Source organism: Acinetobacter sp. AOR01_HL (assembly GCF_027855455.1).
GTDB lineage: Bacteria > Pseudomonadota > Gammaproteobacteria > Pseudomonadales > Moraxellaceae > Acinetobacter > Acinetobacter baumannii.
This window is the reverse complement of record NZ_JAKTIM010000038.1, coordinates 153,241-171,286: the sequence shown is the minus strand read 5'-3', so window position 1 is coordinate 171,286 and position 18,046 is coordinate 153,241. Positions and strand designations below refer to the sequence as shown.

At 37.9% G+C, this 18,046-nt stretch carries 17 protein-coding genes; 4 read left to right on the top strand and 13 right to left on the bottom strand.

Annotated elements, in window-relative coordinates:
• Nucleotides 1-754: 754 nt before the first annotated feature.
• Both MKL62_RS11840 and MKL62_RS11835 read right to left on the bottom strand, forming a co-directional pair.
• Nucleotides 755-976 carry a hypothetical protein gene (locus tag MKL62_RS11840; RefSeq protein WP_000668585.1) on the bottom strand — a complete coding sequence of 74 codons (222 nt, stop codon included), beginning with the start codon at nucleotides 974-976 and terminating at the stop codon, nucleotides 755-757.
• 91 nt (nucleotides 977-1,067) lie between these two features.
• Nucleotides 1,068-1,253 (bottom strand): hypothetical protein, encoded by a 186-nt coding sequence (locus tag MKL62_RS11835; protein WP_000922092.1) that lies wholly within the window; start codon nucleotides 1,251-1,253, stop codon nucleotides 1,068-1,070.
• A 413-nt stretch (nucleotides 1,254-1,666) separates the two neighbouring features.
• Between MKL62_RS11835 and MKL62_RS11830 the strand changes: the two genes are divergently transcribed.
• Nucleotides 1,667-3,085: an aspartate ammonia-lyase gene (locus MKL62_RS11830; protein ID WP_005128698.1), complete on the top strand. Its 1,419-nt coding sequence runs from the start codon at nucleotides 1,667-1,669 to the stop codon at nucleotides 3,083-3,085.
• A 53-nt stretch (nucleotides 3,086-3,138) separates the two neighbouring features.
• Here MKL62_RS11830 and MKL62_RS11825 read toward each other — a convergent pair whose 3' ends face one another.
• Nucleotides 3,139-5,343: a TonB-dependent siderophore receptor gene (locus MKL62_RS11825; protein WP_032000181.1), complete on the bottom strand. Its 2,205-nt coding sequence runs from the start codon at nucleotides 5,341-5,343 to the stop codon at nucleotides 3,139-3,141.
• A gap of 519 nt (nucleotides 5,344-5,862) precedes the next feature.
• On the opposite strand from MKL62_RS11825, the gene MKL62_RS11820 reads away from it, so the two are divergent.
• Nucleotides 5,863-7,149: an MFS transporter gene (locus MKL62_RS11820; protein ID WP_000222732.1), complete on the top strand. Its 1,287-nt coding sequence runs from the start codon at nucleotides 5,863-5,865 to the stop codon at nucleotides 7,147-7,149.
• A gap of 39 nt (nucleotides 7,150-7,188) precedes the next feature.
• Here the strand turns inward: MKL62_RS11820 and MKL62_RS11815 are convergent, their stop codons facing one another.
• From MKL62_RS11815 to MKL62_RS11780, 8 genes are read right to left on the bottom strand one after another with little or no spacing between them, the layout of a single operon-like run.
• A complete protein-coding gene (locus tag MKL62_RS11815; RefSeq protein ID WP_005128701.1) occupies nucleotides 7,189-7,470 on the bottom strand; it encodes a DUF971 domain-containing protein in 282 nt (93 codons plus the stop codon).
• Nucleotides 7,454-8,452, bottom strand: coding sequence for a HEAT repeat domain-containing protein (locus tag MKL62_RS11810; RefSeq protein ID WP_005128702.1), 999 nt, complete (start codon nucleotides 8,450-8,452; stop codon nucleotides 7,454-7,456). The genes MKL62_RS11815 and MKL62_RS11810 overlap by 17 nt, the downstream gene beginning before the upstream one ends.
• Complete coding sequence (locus tag MKL62_RS11805) at nucleotides 8,449-9,288, bottom strand: ABC transporter ATP-binding protein (RefSeq protein ID WP_000028991.1); 840 nt, start codon at nucleotides 9,286-9,288, stop codon at nucleotides 8,449-8,451. The genes MKL62_RS11810 and MKL62_RS11805 overlap by 4 nt, the downstream gene beginning before the upstream one ends.
• Nucleotide 9,289: 1 nt before the next feature.
• Nucleotides 9,290-10,144 (bottom strand): ABC transporter permease, encoded by an 855-nt coding sequence (locus MKL62_RS11800; RefSeq protein ID WP_005128703.1) that lies wholly within the window; start codon nucleotides 10,142-10,144, stop codon nucleotides 9,290-9,292.
• 34 nt (nucleotides 10,145-10,178) lie between these two features.
• Complete coding sequence (locus MKL62_RS11795; protein WP_005128704.1) at nucleotides 10,179-11,609, bottom strand: ABC transporter substrate-binding protein; 1,431 nt, start codon at nucleotides 11,607-11,609, stop codon at nucleotides 10,179-10,181.
• Nucleotides 11,610-11,628: 19 nt separating this feature from the next.
• On the bottom strand, nucleotides 11,629-11,874 hold the full coding sequence (locus MKL62_RS11790; protein ID WP_000864074.1) for a 4Fe-4S dicluster domain-containing protein: 246 nt from the start codon (nucleotides 11,872-11,874) through the stop codon (nucleotides 11,629-11,631).
• A 20-nt stretch (nucleotides 11,875-11,894) separates the two neighbouring features.
• A complete protein-coding gene (locus MKL62_RS11785) occupies nucleotides 11,895-13,628 on the bottom strand; it encodes a fumarate reductase/succinate dehydrogenase flavoprotein subunit (protein WP_005128705.1) in 1,734 nt (577 codons plus the stop codon).
• Nucleotides 13,629-13,656: 28 nt separating this feature from the next.
• Nucleotides 13,657-14,400 carry a GntR family transcriptional regulator gene (locus MKL62_RS11780; protein ID WP_000080819.1) on the bottom strand — a complete coding sequence of 248 codons (744 nt, stop codon included), beginning with the start codon at nucleotides 14,398-14,400 and terminating at the stop codon, nucleotides 13,657-13,659.
• 241 nt (nucleotides 14,401-14,641) lie between these two features.
• Between MKL62_RS11780 and chrA the strand changes: the two genes are divergently transcribed.
• Nucleotides 14,642-15,991 (top strand): chromate efflux transporter, encoded by a 1,350-nt coding sequence (gene chrA, locus MKL62_RS11775; protein ID WP_005128707.1) that lies wholly within the window; start codon nucleotides 14,642-14,644, stop codon nucleotides 15,989-15,991.
• Between the two features lie 83 nt (nucleotides 15,992-16,074).
• Here chrA and MKL62_RS11770 read toward each other — a convergent pair whose 3' ends face one another.
• Entirely contained in the window at nucleotides 16,075-16,683 is a 609-nt protein-coding gene (locus MKL62_RS11770; RefSeq protein WP_000771643.1) for an FMN-dependent NADH-azoreductase, read from the bottom strand.
• Between the two features lie 95 nt (nucleotides 16,684-16,778).
• Here MKL62_RS11770 and MKL62_RS11765 point away from each other — a divergent pair, with 95 nt between their 5' ends.
• On the top strand, nucleotides 16,779-17,174 hold the full coding sequence (locus MKL62_RS11765; protein WP_001983845.1) for a winged helix-turn-helix transcriptional regulator: 396 nt from the start codon (nucleotides 16,779-16,781) through the stop codon (nucleotides 17,172-17,174).
• On the opposite strand, the gene MKL62_RS11760 is transcribed toward MKL62_RS11765, so the two are convergent.
• Nucleotides 17,171-18,025 carry a helix-turn-helix domain-containing protein gene (locus MKL62_RS11760; RefSeq protein WP_000331400.1) on the bottom strand — a complete coding sequence of 285 codons (855 nt, stop codon included), beginning with the start codon at nucleotides 18,023-18,025 and terminating at the stop codon, nucleotides 17,171-17,173. The genes MKL62_RS11765 and MKL62_RS11760 overlap by 4 nt on opposite strands.
• Nucleotides 18,026-18,046 lie beyond the last annotated feature (21 nt).

Here is an 18,046-nt window from a genome sequence, read left to right as displayed (position 1 = left end):
AATTTTATTAATTGATATTTTTGGGAAGTAGCATAAATAAATTTAGTGATAAGAAAGAATGATAAAACATAGGGAGTACCTGCAAAAATGCGAGAAGTGAAAGGACAAAGCCAATCTATAAAATTAAGTATTTAATAATTCTGACATAGAAAAGAAGATAAGAAAATAATAGGTTTTGTTTTCACGAGACAAGAGATGAACATAAGTACAATTCAGCTAAAAAAATTATTTAAATCAAACAATAAAAAGCCATCATAAAAATAAATAAGTGATCTTAACAAGATAACTTTTAGAAATAAGCACGAACTTATATTTGTACATTTTATTGATAAAAAAAGTCCGCACCTTGGGGAAGAATGCGGACTGTAAACTGTTTCAATAACCAATCCTTATGTTATTGATTAAATTTTTCAGAATATTAATTAAGATACTTTTCCACTATAAAAGGTAGTTAAAAAATCTATTTTCATACCCTTTTTACTTTGCCTAACCCAAAAAATATGAAAAATGATTTTTTTTACTCACTCAATGGGTTGGTAAGGTAATAATTGATAAGAAAATGATTACCTTACCTCATTTCAGGATTTAAGCAGTCATAATAATTGATTGTATTTAAATACAATATTTGAAAAGAGTATAAGATAAAAAGATAATTCCGACTATTATACTAAAGTATCTATTTGAGTGTACGCAAACGTATTGAGTCCCCTTTAAAAGCGGTGACGATTTTCGCAGACGGGTTGATCAAAATGACCTAATATTCACCAATCAAGTAGTATAACTTTCTTGAAATTTCAACCATCATATTAGAAGTATATTGACTGATTTCAAATATCTGTTTTTTCTGTGGATTGAAAACCATATTGTCTTTTTCATCACTAAAAAAAACATAAGTTGTGTATTTATCCATGTGATGAATATGCTCTTTCAAGCTGAGTTTCTCACCAGAATTAGGGTCATATGCAATAAACTTCATTCTCATGCATTTGTCTCTTTACAGCGTGCTTACACCTTATAAAATTTCAGTCAAAAGATTATTTAACAGACAATAATCTTGAATGCCTAAATTATTGATACGATGCAGTAGGGATATTTTGTTTAGCTTTTTGAATAGATAACTCAGCATTCTTAATTGATTGCTCAGCTTCTTTAAGCATGTGCGAACTTTTAGTTTCAGCTTTTTCTTCATTACCCCAAAGGAGATAACAAGCAAAACTTCCCAATATTAATAAAGCAGCAGTTACTTTTAACATAAACTTAATAAATCAAAATTTTCTGTATTATAAGTATTTTTATGTGAAATGCATCACAATTTTATTAAAATTTATTAAACAAAACTCATTATTTGCTTATATAAATTAACTTTCACATGAAAAATCAAATATTTTTTTGATTTTAATACACGGAAATGATTGCTTAGTTTTCTGTATAAATTTTGATTTACTTATATTTTCACACCTTTGACCAATCTATAAAATTAAATAAATATTTGAATATATTAAACTTTAGAACAAGTATTCATTCTATATACGCTCATATACCAACGATTATTTCTCGACTACCCTCTTTTTTGTTATGCAAAAAATGCATAATTACTTTAATAAATGCATTAGAAGTGAAGCATTTCGAATTCTAAGATGAATCATCTTAACTAATTCGAAGTTTAATGATGAACGCTGATATTACTACCCGTATTGAGAAGGATCTTATTGGTCATCGAGAAATCAACAATGACCATTATTACGGAGTTCAAACATTACGTGCTTTAGAAAATTTCAACTTAACAAATAGCAAAGTTGCAAATTTCCCTAATTTAATTAAAGCATTAGCTATGGTTAAACTAGCTTGTGCTGAAGCAAACTATAATCTTAAAAACTTAGATCAAACTAAATTTGAAGCGATTGAATACAGCTGTAATCAGCTTATTCGTGGTAATTTCCATGACCAGTTCCCAATCGACATGATGCAAGGCGGTGCTGGCACTTCAACCAATATGAATGCAAATGAAGTATTGGCAAACGTTGCTTTAGAATATATGGGCCATTCTAAAGGTCAATATCAATACTTGCATCCAAATAACGACATTAATATGTCGCAGTCAACAAATGACGTATACCCTACTGCAATTCGTTTAGGTTTATTACTTAGCCTAGATGAGTTAAATCTTCCATTTAACAATTTGATTCTTAGCTTCTTGAATAAATCTCAAGAGTTTGCACACATTTTAAAAATGGGTCGTACTCAGTTACAAGACGCTGTGCCTATGACATTAGGTCAAGAGTTTGGTGCTTTTGCGGTAACTCTACAAAAAGACCTTGAGCAAATTAATACGCTTATTCCAAATGTTTTAGCTTATATGAATCTTGGCGGTACAGCGATTGGTACAGGAATTACCACTGAATATAGTTACCGTGAACTCGCGATTCAAGCACTTGCAAAAATCTCTGGTAAGAAAATTAAGTCAGCTCCAGATTTGATTGAAGCCACTTCTGATATGGGTGACTTTGTTCTTTTATCTGGTTTATTAAAACGTACTGCAACTAAACTTTCAAAAATTGCCAATGACTTGCGTTTACTTTCAAGTGGTCCACGTACTGGCATTAATGAAATTAACTTAGAAGCACGTCAACCTGGTAGCTCGATCATGCCAGGTAAAGTAAACCCAGTTATACCTGAAGCAATGAACCTTGCTTGCTTCCAAATTATTGCAAATGACTTGGCTGTAACTTTAGCTGCTGAAGCTGGTCAATTACAATTAAATGCAATGGAACCACTTATTGCATTCAAACTGTTTGAATCGATGGACTTGCTTGGTAAAGCAATGGCAATGTTCCAAACTAAGTGTATTGATACGATTACGGCGAACCCTGAACACTGTAAAGCTTTGGTTGAAAATTCAATTGGTATTGTGACTGCACTTAACCCATACCTAGGTTATGAAACTACAACTCGTATTGCTAAAACAGCAAACGAAACTGGGCAAAGCGTATTGGCTTTAGTTCAAAATGAAGGTTTATTATCAGCACAAGTACTTGATGATATCTTGTCGATTAATAATATGGTTAAACCAAAAATGTCGGCTTAATTCCTGAAATAAAAAGGAGCTTTTATAAGCTCCTTTTTTATTTGTTCTATATTTTAAAAACTGAAAGTTGTAGAGAACTGGGCTGTACGTGGATTACCTAAGAATAAATAGTCATCACCCATAAATGCCCCTACATCACGCCAATATTTCTTGTTAAATAAGTTATCAATATTGAATCTAAAAGTTGTGTCATGCCCAGCAAAATTTGTTTTATAGGCAGCACCAATATTAAAGACACTATATCCGCCTACTTTTGCAGTTCCCTCTTTATTTGCATATTTACTGCTACTGTATTGCATACCACTCAATAATCTTAAACCTTCAACTGACGGTACTTTATAAGATAACTGGGCTGTGGCACGTACTTTCGGCACATTTTGAGTTTGATGACCTTTGTAGTTGTCAGTATCAATATCAACAAGACGAGACTTGGTATAGGTAACACCTGAACTTACATCAAGTGTATCGGTTAAGGCACCTGTTAAACCTAACTCAATACCTTGATTGTGTTGTTCGCCTTGTGAAATAAAATCGAAAGTTCCTTCTGCATTTACTTTGCTATATTGATTGTCTTGTTTTAAATCAAAAATAGCTGCTGTTACTAAGAAGTTCCGAATTTGTTGCTTAACACCAACTTCATATTGTTCAGAGTTTTTAGGAGATAGAACTTCTAGAGCATTATTAGCGAACCACGGAGCTTCACCACCATCTGATAATCCTTTGGCATATGAAGCATAAAGATTAGTCGTGGAAGTTGGACTATACATGAGTGCTAATTGTGGCAAGAATTTGTTTAAATCCGTATCACGGCTTTGCTGCCCATCTGAATTATAAGCTTGCTCATCAAGGTGAATCAGTTTTCCACCGAGTAGAGTTGACCATTGATCATTAAATTGAACTCGGTCAGATACAGTAAGTGCAGTCTGATCACTCTCTAGAGCTTTGTAACGATCGCCTGGGCTTTCCGATGAAGGACTGTAGTCGACCGTATCTTCATAGATATTGCCTGTTCCTACCCCTACATTCAGTGGTGTATGGTGTTTTAAGGTTTTATATGTACGTTGTAATTCGAAAGCGATTTGATGCTGAATATTGCCAGTGTTGAATTGACCATTTAACCCAGCAGCGAACTGGTTAGTAATTCGTGTATCATCTGGGCTGCGGAAGTCATAAATGTCATAATTTCCGTGTTTATCAAAAGTATTGCCCAAACCGGTAACTTCACAAATGCTGCTATAACATCCCCATGGGAAAGCACTATTATCATCAATCACAACACGGCTTTGCGATGCACTTAAGCTACCATTCCATTGATCGTTAAATGCATATTGATATTTCAAACTCGTATTTACACTGTTATTTACAACAGGTTTACTCCAAGACTGATAACCCAATAAACGGTCTTGATCTACATTTGTTGGTACTTCTTGCCCATCAAGCAGCTGATAACCGAGTACTGAACGTTGGCTTTGATGCTGAGCTTCAATGTCAAACAGTAGTTTAGAGCGATCATTAATTTTCCAGTCTAAAGCAACTGAACCAAACTCACGCTTACCATTTGCGTGATCAACATTTGGATGGATGCTTTCATGGGCTAAATTGATTCGATAACCAAAACTATCATTAACAAAGCCGCCTACATCCGTTGCCAGTGTATAACCACCTTCTGAATTTGCATCGACTGTAATGTTTTTAACATCGGCTGGTCTTTTGGTTACATAGTTAATCACACCACCTGGTGTCGACATTCCACTTTGAATTGCAGAAATGCCTTTTAAGATTTCAACTTGTTCTTTATTTTCTAAAGCTACATTTTGTTCGCCACGTATGGTATGGCCATTAATGAGATAGCTTGAGCCTAAATCAAGCGCAAAACCACGTGCTACAAAATTTGGATAGTAGCCAATTGCAGCATAACCATCGCCTAAGGATGAATCATTTTTAATCACATCGGTCAGTGTTTTTGCGTGTTGATCTGCTATACGTTCAGATGTAATGGTGGTAATAGATGCAGGGACTTTCTTTACATCACCAGTTTGAAAACCAGATAAACTCACTTTTTTTGATGTGTATAGTGCATCACTATTTTGTGTAGCGTTCACAGTAATGGTTGGGAGCTTCGAAACCTCCGCTTCATTTGCATAGACGACAGATGTTATGAGTGCAATAGATGAAGCCAATGCTGTTTTAGAGCATGTCATGAAGTGAAGATTTAACGAACGTCTTTCCATTGAATAACTACCTGCCATACCGTGCATAATTTGAAGCGCTAGAAATAAGTGCTGAGCCGATTTTTAGCCACGCAAGAATACAGCTACATATATTGAGAAACAACATATTCTGTATTTTTTCGATTAAGTGAATTTAGTTCGACTTTTTTCAACTTATCATTCTATGAATTTCATTTATTTTCTTGGGAATTGATACTATAACTTTTTAAGTATTATCAAATATTCAAAATACACTTAAGCTCAAAATGGCACTTAAAAGGAGAAACAGAATAGAAAAATACTGGTATTAAATTAGCTTACTGATTTTAAAAACAATTAATTATGCAGTTAAATAAAAGGAAGTGTTCGATCATTGGTAAAAAATTCTTTAAATCGAACAAAAGGACGTAATCTCACTAGAATCGAATTTTAAAATTAGAAAAAATGAATGGTTAGGAATTCTAAGGACGTGCTCAGGGTCGAGTGATTTTTAAAAAGTTCATTCTATTTTCTGTTTAGCCCACCTAAAAAGTTCCTAGTTTTTGTCTACAAAGTGATGGAAGTAATATGACATATACTCAGGAAGAAAAACGTAGCAGGATACGTGGGATTGTAGGCGCAGCCTCTGGTAATTTAGTCGAATGGTTTGATTTTTATATTTATGCAGTATTTGCTGCTTACTTTACTCAAGCTTTAACCGCGCCAGATATGGATAGCACAACTAAGTCTATTTATGTTTGGGGGGTGTTTGCCGCAAGCTTCTTTATGCGTCCGATTGGAAGCTGGCTATTTGGTCGTATTGCAGATCGACATGGCCGAAAGAAGTCGATGATCATATCAATCTGTTTGATGGCTTTAAGCTCCTTTTTATTTGCAGCTTTGCCTACTTATGATCAAGTCGGTTTATTTGCCCCTTTTCTGTTACTCCTTGTTCGTTTACTTCAAGGCTTATCAGTGGGTGGTGAATATGGCGCCGTTGCCACTTATATGAGTGAATTAGGCTTAAAAGGTCAGCGTGGTTTTTACTCATCTTTCCAATATGTCACCCTCTCTGGTGGTCAATTGCTTGCAAGCTTACTGGGCGTTATTTTATTGACGTTCTTAAGTGAACAACAATTACATGATGGCGGTTGGCGTATTCCATTTGTTATTGGTGGTATCGCAGCAATCTTATCTTTGCTTGCACGTAGTCGTTTAGAAGAAACACTTTCTCATCAAGACAGCGAACGAAAAGAGTCTGGTAGCTTAAGAGAACTCTTTAAAAAGCACTGGAAAACCTTTTTATTAGTGGTTGGATACACTTCTGCTGGTTCATTAACGTTTTATGTAGAGACCGTTTATTCAAAAACCTATTTAACCAACTTAGGGATGGACGGAAAAACCGTTGGTTATATCATGACCTTTGCCCTATTTGTCTATATGTGTGCTCAACCTGTATTTGGTGCAATTTCAGACCGTATTGGGCGACGCTCTTCAATGTTGGCATTTAGCTTATTGTCCGCCATTTTTATTTATCCCGTCATGGTGATCGGGATGCGTGCCTATATAGATTCTCCGATCATCATTACCTTGCTACTCATCTTTATGATGATGTTACTCAGCTTCTATACTTCTATTAGTGGATTGGTAAAAGCTGAAATGTTCCCACCTCATGTGCGAGCTTTAGGCGTAGGTTTTTCGTATGCAGTAGGTAATGCGCTGTTTGGTGGTTCTGCACCTTCAGTTGCCTTACAGTTCAAAGCTGCCGGAATTGAAAATACCTTTTTTATATATGTGATTGTCATGCTGATTATCTGTTTCTTATGTAGCCTTGCGCTTCCTAAAAAACCAGATTATTTAGAACATGATCATTAATTAAATAAGATGCCTTCTGTCCCAAGCAGAAGGCATCTTTTAGCTCTTAGCAAATTCTTTTAAAAAAGCCCATGGAAAAATCCCTTTATCATGCCCATCACTAAAGCAAATTTGGGCACCATAACCTTGATCAAACATAGCTGTCACTTCAACATTTTGATGCTCTATTTTAATTTGTTTAATCCGCTTCGCTCGGCAAAAGCCACATGGGCAAATTTCCCTTAAACTTTGATGACTCAGACATGCGCTTGAGCCATCGGTCCATATAAAGTGAACCTGCTTATTTATAGTGTCGACACGGATATCAGGTCTGATTTGCATACTTCACCTCACCAATTTGATTTAATCCAATACGAATCGCTTTTCGTACTTCAGGATCTGGATCATTTTGATGTTGTTCCAATAGCTTCTGAGCTTCTGCTGTACCAATTTCACCGAGTGCTAAAGCGACTTCTTTACGCAAGTTACTAATTTCATGCTTAAAGTTATCAGTCAAATGAGCAACTGCCAGATGTGATTTAAGTAGTCCCAAGCTCCGTACTGCTGCAATACGTACTTGCCAATACAAGTCTGATACAGCATGAATTAAAGGAGCTTCGAGCTGAAAAATACGTAATTTTCCAATCGTAAGAGCAGCTTCCACTCTTAGTTGCCAACTTTCCGAAGTTAAAGAGTGTTGAAGTGCTTGGATGACCTTTGCGGATATACTCTGACTATAAGCCAAACCACCTGTTGCAATACGGCGGACCTCATCATCTGTATCTGTTTCGGCAATTTTTGCCAATATCGTAATTGCTTGGTCTTGTTGTAACCAACTTAATGCACTGACTGCCTCACGGCGTACAAATGCATCTTCGTGGTGTACCAAAGCAGATATCTCTTCAAACAATTGCTGTGGTCGTAAAGGTTTTAAAGCACGCAGAATTGCACTAAGAGCAAAAGTATCCGTATGCTTTAAATACGGTGCCAGTATCTGGGCTGATGCCGCATTTTTGACTTCACTTAAACTCTGGCTGGCAGCTTGTCTCACATTCAGATCAACATCAAATAAGGCTTGCGCCAATATTTGCAAACTGCTTGGGTCTTCCCAGCTTTCTAGTTTTTTTGCCGCTTCTTCACGAACTAAAGCTGAAGAGTCGTGTTGTAGTGCTGCATGCAGCCACGGAAGTAAACTCGGATTTTCTTCATCACCAATATTCATTAAAGCGACAAAGCGGATCTTTTCATCTGCATGATTGAGCTGCGCAAGAAATTCCTGATTATATTCATTGAGGTCGTCTAAAGCTTGATAATAAAAACTCATTCGTATTCCTTAATTTGTGATTTCTTTCCAAGCCCTAATGGATTTAAACGGCTTAACTCTTCTTGTTGAGTGGCTTCTTTTAACGTTTGGATGCAATGTTTTTTAATGGCTGTAAATTCACTACTCGTTACAAGCTCAACATCCCGTGGACGTTCAAACTTAAGTGGAATTTCTTCAATAATTCGCCCTGGTCGATGGCTCATAATCAACACTCGATCGGCTAAAAAAAGTGCCTCATCAATATCGTGGGTAATAAATAAAACCGACGTTTGAATTTCTTGCCAAATTTCGAGTAATAGCATTTGCATTTTTAAACGAGTTTGAGCATCTAACGCACCAAAAGGCTCATCCATTAATAAAATGCGAGGTTGATTAATCAATACTCTCGCAATTTCAACCCGTTGCTGCATACCACCAGAAAGTTCAGCTGGAAATTTATGTTCAAAACCTTTAAGTCCGACCAGATCAATCATTTTCTGAGCTTGTTCAATACGCTTTTGTTTAGCGATGCCTTTCATTTTTAAACCAAAGGCAATATTTTCGAGCACGCTTTTCCACGGAAATAAGGTATGTTGCTGAAACACCAAACCTCTATCTGGATGAGGTTCAAATATCGATTCATCATCGACCGTTAAAGACCCAGAACTAATTGGTAAGTGCCCTGCTAAAGCACCTAATAATGTTGATTTACCGCAACCCGACGGGCCAAGTAGACATATAAACTCGCCCGGTTGTATTTCGAAATTAACCCGATCTAATGCTTGAAAACGATTTTTAGCTTGCCCTAAATGTAGAGATAGATTTTGAATACGTACATGGCCTTGTGTAATTGACATTTTAAGACTTCCTTAGTTGATACCATGGAGTAAATCGGTTTCCAATCACACGCACCAATGTACTGCTAAACATACCTAACGCTCCTATTAGCACCATGCCAACCACGATATTGCTATAGTTTTGCAAGGTAAAAGATTCCCACGTGAAGTATCCAATTCCATGTTGCCCCGAAATCATTTCCGCAGTCACTAAACAGAACCAACAAGTGCCCATTCCAATAGATAAACCCGTAATAATGTTCGGTAATGCGCCCGGAATAATGACTTCATGAATAATGGCAAGATCAGAAGCACCCAGACTTTTCGCTGACGCAACGAGCCTTGGGTCAACTGCACCAACGCCATGTACGGTGTTTAATAAAATTGGAAATAAAGCCCCAATAAAGGTAATAAAAATCATAGACGCTTCTGAGGATGGAAAAATCAGAATTGCTAAAGGGATCCATGCAACTGCTGGTATTGGACGTAATACTTCTAATGGTGGCATTAGAAAGGCAGCCAGTTTTTGATAACGTCCTGCCAACAAACCAATGCCTACACCAATTAGAGCCGCAAGCACAAAACCAACCACTACACGAAATACACTAGATTCGACATGTTCAAACGCAGTGCTGAGTTGAAAAAAAGCCCAAAGCGCATGGATGACATCTAAAGGTGTCGGGACATTGCTAAAGTTCACAAAGCCTAAATTTATTTTAAACTGAGCAAGTCCTTGCCAAATGACTATCCAAAAAGCTATAGATGTGAAAGCAATCACATGGCTTTTTAAACGCGCTGGATATGATCTCAACTGCTGAAAAAATTTAGTCAAAAATGTACTTTGGTTTTTTGGTTTTGTTTGGACCAAACTACTCATTCGTCACCTCCTGCTCATTAGGTAAGACAACACATCAGCTCTGTTTTACAAGCTGAATAGCTTTAAAGTCATATACTTTTCCACCCTGTTGTTTAGCCCATTTTTCAGCATCATCTTTTAATAAAAAGGCTTGAATTTGTCCTGCTTTGTCTGTGGCATACCATGCTAAATTAGCAAGTAACTTAATGTCGGACTGATGATCTTGGCTATAAACCACACGCACCGTTTTTCCATCGGCTTGTATTTTCTTTAAATCAGAAAAAGCATGCTCAGGCGTTTCGTAGCTACGAACTTTTTCTTCACCCGTTACCCAAATTTGGGTCACCCGATCAAATGTTTTGATGGGTTGGCCAGTTAAAGCGTCATTGGCAACCAAAGGTGATTTTGTATAGTCAGCCAATTGCTGGCTGTAATTAAGTCCAGATGCTTGAAATGCGTCCTTAATATATTGGTCATCAATAAATTTATTTACATCAAGCGTACCGTCGTTTTTTCCTAAAACTTTTAAGGTATCTATCGCAATTTGAGTCGCTTTTCGATATTCAGGTTTCCACGTTAAGTCACGAGTTTGCAGACCTAAAGGGCCATGAAATAGATAAACAACTTCGGCAGGAATACCTGTTTTTTCAGCAATAAATTCACTATATTTTTCTGGCTGTTCCTGAATCAGACGATTCGCTTCAATAGTTGCTTGTAAATAGGCTTTTATAACTTCTGGATGCTGCTGTGCATAATCCTTGCTCGCAAGTGATCCATGAAATGTAGGTGATTTTGCTTGTGAACCATCATAGATTTTTTTAGCAAAACCTTGGTAAGCAAATAACTCTCCAAATGGTACGAAGTCAGCATGTGCAGCAATCTTATGACTTTTTAATGCAGGTCCCGCCACTTCTGGCGCCTGAGCAATCACTTTAATATCTTTATCAAGTTGCCAGCCTTCAGCCTGAATCGCTCTTAGCAATAGTCCATGAGCAGTTGAAGCAAAAGGTACGGAAATGGTTTGTCCTTTTAGTTCTTTCAGTGATGTTACTTTTGAGTCAATTGGAACAACAATCGCATTACCGCTACCATTAATACTGCCTGACAATGGCGCTAAAAATATGCTTTCTTTCCCAGCTTTTTTAAATGCCGCTAAATTATTAACCGCAGGAAAGTCAGCCATTGCTCCCAAATCTAGACGCCCAGCCACCATCTCACTGGTAAGTGGTGCACCAGAGGTAAAGTTTTTCCATTGAATATCATATTTAACGTGTTTGTATTTACCATCTTTAGGCAAATATTTTGGTAATAAATTCAATTCACGAATTAGCAACCCACCTGTTGCACAGTTAATGGTCGTGTCTTGTGTACCAATGGCGACACGCACAGTTTCTGTTTTACTGCCGCACCCCAAAGTGCCGAGTACCATGGCACCAATTAAGCTACTGAGTAATAGTTTTTTATTGATCAATTTATTTTGTCTCATGTTACGTATTCCAAATTAATTATTTGAGTAGGTATGGGATATTTACTTTGACTGCATCTGTTGGGCAGTCCTTTTCACAAGGCATGCAATACCAACATTCATCAAATTGCATATAAGCTTTTTGAGTTGTTGGATCGATTGCCAATAAATCCATTGGACAAACATCTACACAGACAGTGCATCCTTTATCAGCAATACATTTATCTTCATCGATAATGACGGGTGCGACAGTACGGTGCTGTACTTCTTTAAAAATAAAAGCCATGATTTGAATTCCTGATTTATTTAGTCTGCTAGAGCAACATCTTTTTGAATGCGTAAACGGTCATACGACACAGCTTCATCTTGATTAATCGGAACCAGATAAGGCTCGATTGGCTTTTTGAAACTGACCATATTGCCGTGTTCATCTTTTTTCAAATGCGCGTGACAGAACCAATCCGAGTTATTTTTTTGAGGGAAATCTGCTCTATAGTGGTACAGTCCCCAGCGGCTTTCCTCTCTAAACAGTGAAGCTCTAGCTGCCATTTCCGCACAATCTCGAATAAAAGAAACTTCAGCGGCACGCATCAGCTCATGTGGGTTTCTGGCAGAAATTCGCTTAATATCTTGTTTGATTTCTTCAAAACGCTTGAGCCCAATTTCCATTTTTTGGCGAGTTTTAGGGGGCTGCAAATAGTCATTTACAAAACGGCGCAGCTTATATTCCACTTGCTCTGGAGGTAAACCTTCTGAGCAATTCAGTGGCGCAAATAGTCGAGCTTTTTCTGCTTCTATTTCGCTTTGGTTTAATTCACTATCTTCAACTGCATTCACGTATTGCGCAGCATTTACACCTGCAAACCATCCGTAGGTAAATGCACCAAGCATATAATTGTGAGGTACAGCAGCCATATCGCCAGCACTGTATAATCCTTTTACTGAAGTCTCAGCTTTTTCATTGACCCATACGCCAGAAGCGCTGTGCCCGCTACAGAAACCAATTTCTGAAATATGCATTTCCACCATATCTTGACGGTAATTGGTTCCTCGACCCTCATGAAAACGTCCACGGCTTGGGCGCTCATTGGTATGCAAGATTTCTTCGATGGTTTGAATGGTTTCTTCGGCCAGATGATCTACTTTTAAATAAACAGGACCATTACCACTTTCCAGTTCTTGGTAAAACTCCCACATCATTTGACCACTCCAGTAGTCACATTCAATGAAACGTTCACCTTTACTGTTAGCGGTATAACCTCCTAAAGGACCAGTCACATAGGCACAAGCTGGGCCGTTATAGTCTTTAATCAATGGATTAATCTGGAAGCATTCTAAGTTAGCAAGCTCAGCACCTGCATGGTATGCCATTGCATAGCCGTCACCTGCATTGGTTGGGTTTTCATAAGTGCCCATTAAATAGCCGGAAGCTGGCAAACCTAAACGCCCTGCGGCACCACAACATAAAATGGCAGCTTTCGTTTTAATGACATAAAAGTCACCACTACGACAGTCAAAACCAAGTACACCATTGATTGCACCTTGCTCATTTTTTAAAAGCTTTGTGGTGACAATCCGATTATTAATTTTGACTTGAGCACGCTTTAACTGACGATATAAAACTTTTTTAACGTCATGGCCTTCGGGCATTGGTAAAACATATGCCCCCATGTGATGTACTTTTTTTACTGCAAATTCGCCAGTCTCATCTTTTTCAAACTTAATACCCCATTGATCAAGTTGTTGAATAGTTTTGAAACTATGCTTTGCATATGCATATACAGTGGTTTGGTTAACTACCCCATCGTTGGCAATGGTAATTTCTTTGGTGTATTGCTCAGGTGTTGCATAGCCCGGAATGACAGCATTATTCAGCCCATCCATTCCCATTGAAATCGCCCCACTGCGCTTTACATTCGCTTTTTCAATGAGCAAGACTTTTAAATTGGGGTTTTCTTGTTTTGCTTTAATCGCAGCCATTGGTCCAGCAGTTCCACCACCAATCACCACAATATCGAACTCAAGATATTTAGTTTCCATTGAATATTCCTTATTTTTATTTGAGTTATTAACGATGAATACGTAAACGGTACTGGAAGGTATCGCCTGAGAAATAGAGATATTCATAGTCAATCGGTTGGCCATTTGCGTCATGAGTCAAACGTTCAACGCGTAATACAGGAGTTCCGATTTCGACTTGCAACAAAGCTGCTAATTCTTCATCCGCTACCGTGGCATCAATGCTTAAATCCGCATGTCCCAAAGGGATGTCACACTCTTGTTCTAATGCCTTGAAAATATCGGTTGTACGTAAATCAATCGCTTTCTCTTTAAGTTTCAAACCAATATGTTCTGGCAAATAAGTCAACTCATACGACACTGGCTGACGGTTGAGTAAACGGACACGTTGAATTTCATACACATTGGCTTTAACTGGTAACTTTAATTTGGGTACAACATGCATCGGGACCTGCTTAAGCTCGGCGGAGATGACACGGTTTAAAATTTCGTGACCAGCAGATGACATTGCTTCTGCAAAACCCTGCAAACTTGAGATGTTCTGGAACGTTTTTGGCTTACTTACAAAGGTCCCTTTACCTGGCACCTTAAAAATATAGCCTTCCAACTGTAATTGGTTGAGCGCTTGGCGAACTGTAATTCGACTTACACCAAATTGTTCAGCAAACTCATTTTCAGATGGAATTTGGCTCAGTACGGCATATTCACCATTTACAATTTTATTAAGGATGAGTTCCCTTAACTGATCGTAAAGAGGCTTGTGATTTTTGGGATCTTGGGGTAGCTGGCTCACGGCTCACAACCTGTTATAACAACTTGAGCAAATAATGTTTAAAATGTTTCAGCTTTGGAAATAATTTAAAGCGATAACTTTAGTTAAAAAAATAATTTCATTTAATATCAACAAATTAATAAATAGTTATCTATAAAAGTTGAATGGTTATCATAAAAAATACATTTGTGTTTGTTATGCTATAAAACATACTCCGTTATGCCATAAACGTAAAAATTAATATTATTTTTTAGGGGATAATATGCAACAAAAACAATTAAATACCCCTGATGATTCAGTGGAACAAGTCACCTTCTGGCAAGCCTTCTTATTTTGGCTCAAGCTTGGTTTTATTAGCTTTGGGGGGCCAGCTGGACAAATCGCTGTGATGCATCAGGAACTAGTTGAGCAAAAGCGCTGGATATCCGAAAAAAGATTTTTACATGCACTGAACTACTGCATGTTGTTACCCGGTCCTGAAGCGCAGCAGTTAGCAACCTACATTGGTTGGCTTATGCATAGAACTGCGGGAGGATTGGTTGCAGGTATTCTATTTGTATTACCCTCTTTATTTATTTTAATTGGGCTATCTTGGGTTTATATAAAATTTGGAGATGTGCCTGTTATTGCAGGTATTTTTTACGGGATAAAGCCTGCCGTCACTGCAATTGTCTTTCATGCAACTTACCGTATAGGTAGTCGTTCGCTTAAAAATAAGTTTTTATGGGTCGTCGCGATTGCAGCGTTTTTTGCCATTTTTGTCTTAAAACTTCCTTTCCCGCTTATCGTTTTATCAGCTGGTATTGCTGGCTATTTAGCGAGTAAAAAGTACCCAGAACTATTTTCCTCAGCGGCTGGACATAAAGCCAGTCAAAAAGATTATGGTCCGGCATATATTGATGATGATACTCCGACACCAGAGCACGCTAAATTCTATTGGTCACGGTTAGCCAGACTTATTTTTGTGGCAATCGCTTTATGGTTATTGCCAATTTTAGCTTTAGGCGCATATTTTGGATGGCATCATTCCTATACCCAAATGGCTTGGTTTTTCACTAAAGCTGCGCTGCTTACGTTTGGGGGCGCTTACGCGGTTTTACCTTATGTCTATCAGGGGGCTGTCAATCATTTTGGATGGCTTTCACCTACACAAATGATTGATGGATTGGCACTTGGTGAAACTACACCCGGTCCACTGATTATGGTCGTTGCCTTTGTTGGTTTTTTAGGAGGTGTAAATCATTCATTACTAGGCTCTGAGCATTTATTTTTTGCTGGAGCACTCGGTGCAGTCATTGTGACTTGGTTTACCTTTCTATTTTCATTTATCTTTATTTTTGCGGGTGCGCCCATTATTGAGTCTACACATAACGAAATTAAATTTACTGCCCCCCTCACTGCCATTACTGCAGCTGTGGTCGGTGTCATTTTAAATTTAGCACTATTTTTTAGTTACCATGTGTTATGGCCACAGGGTTTTTCAGGCCATTTTGATATTGTCGCAGCCCTCATTACTGTGGCTGCATTTATTGCTTTATTCCGATTTAACATTAATGTGTTATATGTCATTTTTGCTTCGGCACTGGTTGGGCTCGCTGTCACTTTCTTCTAGTTATTTACTGATTGAATTGATTTCTTAAAATCATAATCTCAATAAGGCCGAACAGTTCCTTTACTGTTCGGCTATTTATATTTTTAACCCGCTAACTGGGCAATTTGCGCTGCTGCATTATCTAAGGCAGCTTGACGTGCTTCTGGTCCGAAAGCGATTCCTTCGGCGCGCACAAAAGTGATATCAGTCACCCCAATAAAATTGAAAAACGCTTTGATATAAGTTTCTTGATAGTCTAAAGCTTCGGCTGGTGAACCTTCTGAATACACACCACCACGCGAAGAAGCAATAATGACACGTTTCCCTTCTACTAAACCTTGAGGACCGTTTTCCGTGTAACGGAATGTTTTACCAGCAACAGATAGACGGTCAAGCCACGCTTTTAACTGTGATGGGAAGCTAAAGTTATACATAGGTGCGCCAATTACAACGATATCTGACGATAAGAACTCATCCAAATATTGGGTGTTTCGTGCAACACGTTGTTGCGCTATTTCATTATTAGGTTCAACACCTTGCCATGCTAAAAACTCAGCATCAGACAAATGAGGAATTGGCTCTAAAGCAAAATCGTGATGAATAATTTCTGCATCTGGATAAGCTGTGCTGAGCTGACGAATAACAGATGAGGTGAGTTGGCGGCTAACAGACTGCTCACCTAAAATACTTGTGTCAATTTGAAGTAGTTTCATCGCTTATACCTACAGTATAAAATTGTTACTTGAGCTAATTATGTTACTACTATTATTCTTATGCACAAGAAGGCACATTTAGGGAACCAAGTAATATGACTGTAACCATACCTCATGATATCCAGAGTTCAGATTGCCAAAGAGTTAGTCAAGTATTGGCTAGAGTTGGAGAGAAATGGAGTATACTCATTGTAATGACACTTGCATCACATCCTCATCGCTTTTCTGAAATAAAGAGACGTATCAATGGAATATCGCAGCGTATGCTTACATTGTGTTTGCGTGGTTTAGAACGAGATGGGTTGGTTAAACGTACAGTTTATCCTGTAGTTCCACCTCATGTTGAATATGAATTAACTCCACTGGGCCATTCACTTACAGAACCTGTAATTGCTTTAGGCCAATGGGCTCAGCAGCATATTGCGGATATTGATGCGGCAAGAGCTGCATTTGACGCAGCTCAGGAGAAACCAATTACATTAGACACTTAACGTAACTGCGAAGGACTCATGCCATAAAATTGTTTAAAGCGATGACTTAAATGGCTTGCTGAACTAAACCCACATACTAGGGCAATATCTTGCAAAGAAAGCTGAGATGACTGAATTAGTCCTTTGGCCTTAGTTAAGCGTCTTTGCATGACATATTGGTGAGGCGCCATATTCATGGACTGTTTAAACATATGAGCAAAATGGTATTCGCTTAAATTCACAACATTTGCCAAATCAGACAAAGTGAGTGCCTGATCTAGATGATCTTCAATCCATTCCTGAATATATTTGAGTTTATGAGGTGCCAGCCCACCCTTGATAGTAGGCTGTTGCCATTGAACACTGCTATATTTTCGAATTAAGTGATTCAACAATAAACTTGCCGTTGTACTCATTTGCAAATGATTTGAAGAATCTTGCCAATCGCAATCTAACAAGAAAAATTGATATAACGCCCGAATCCGTTCATCGTCATTAAAGACAACTTCGTTTAGTTCAATTTGATTCGGCTCTTTGTCCCATATTTTTTCAGCAACATCACGCAAATGTTGATCGGTGTAGTACAAGTGGACAAATTTAAGCCCACCACGTATGTCCCAAGTTGACTCCTGATGTTCGGGTAATAGGCAAAAACGTCCCGGCCCACCACCATTTTTCCAGCCCGCAGGTGTTTTTTGATAGCTTTCATAACCATCTTGAATATAAAGACTTAAAGTGTGGTGATCGCTACAGACACTTACACGATCTTGCTGATTAGACCAAAATGCAAGTTGCATATTTTCATCAAGCACCACAGTTTCGTGAAGCTTGGCTTTAGACTGCTGCAGCTGTTCTAAAGTTTGATAAGCCATGCAAAATTAAAACGAATATGA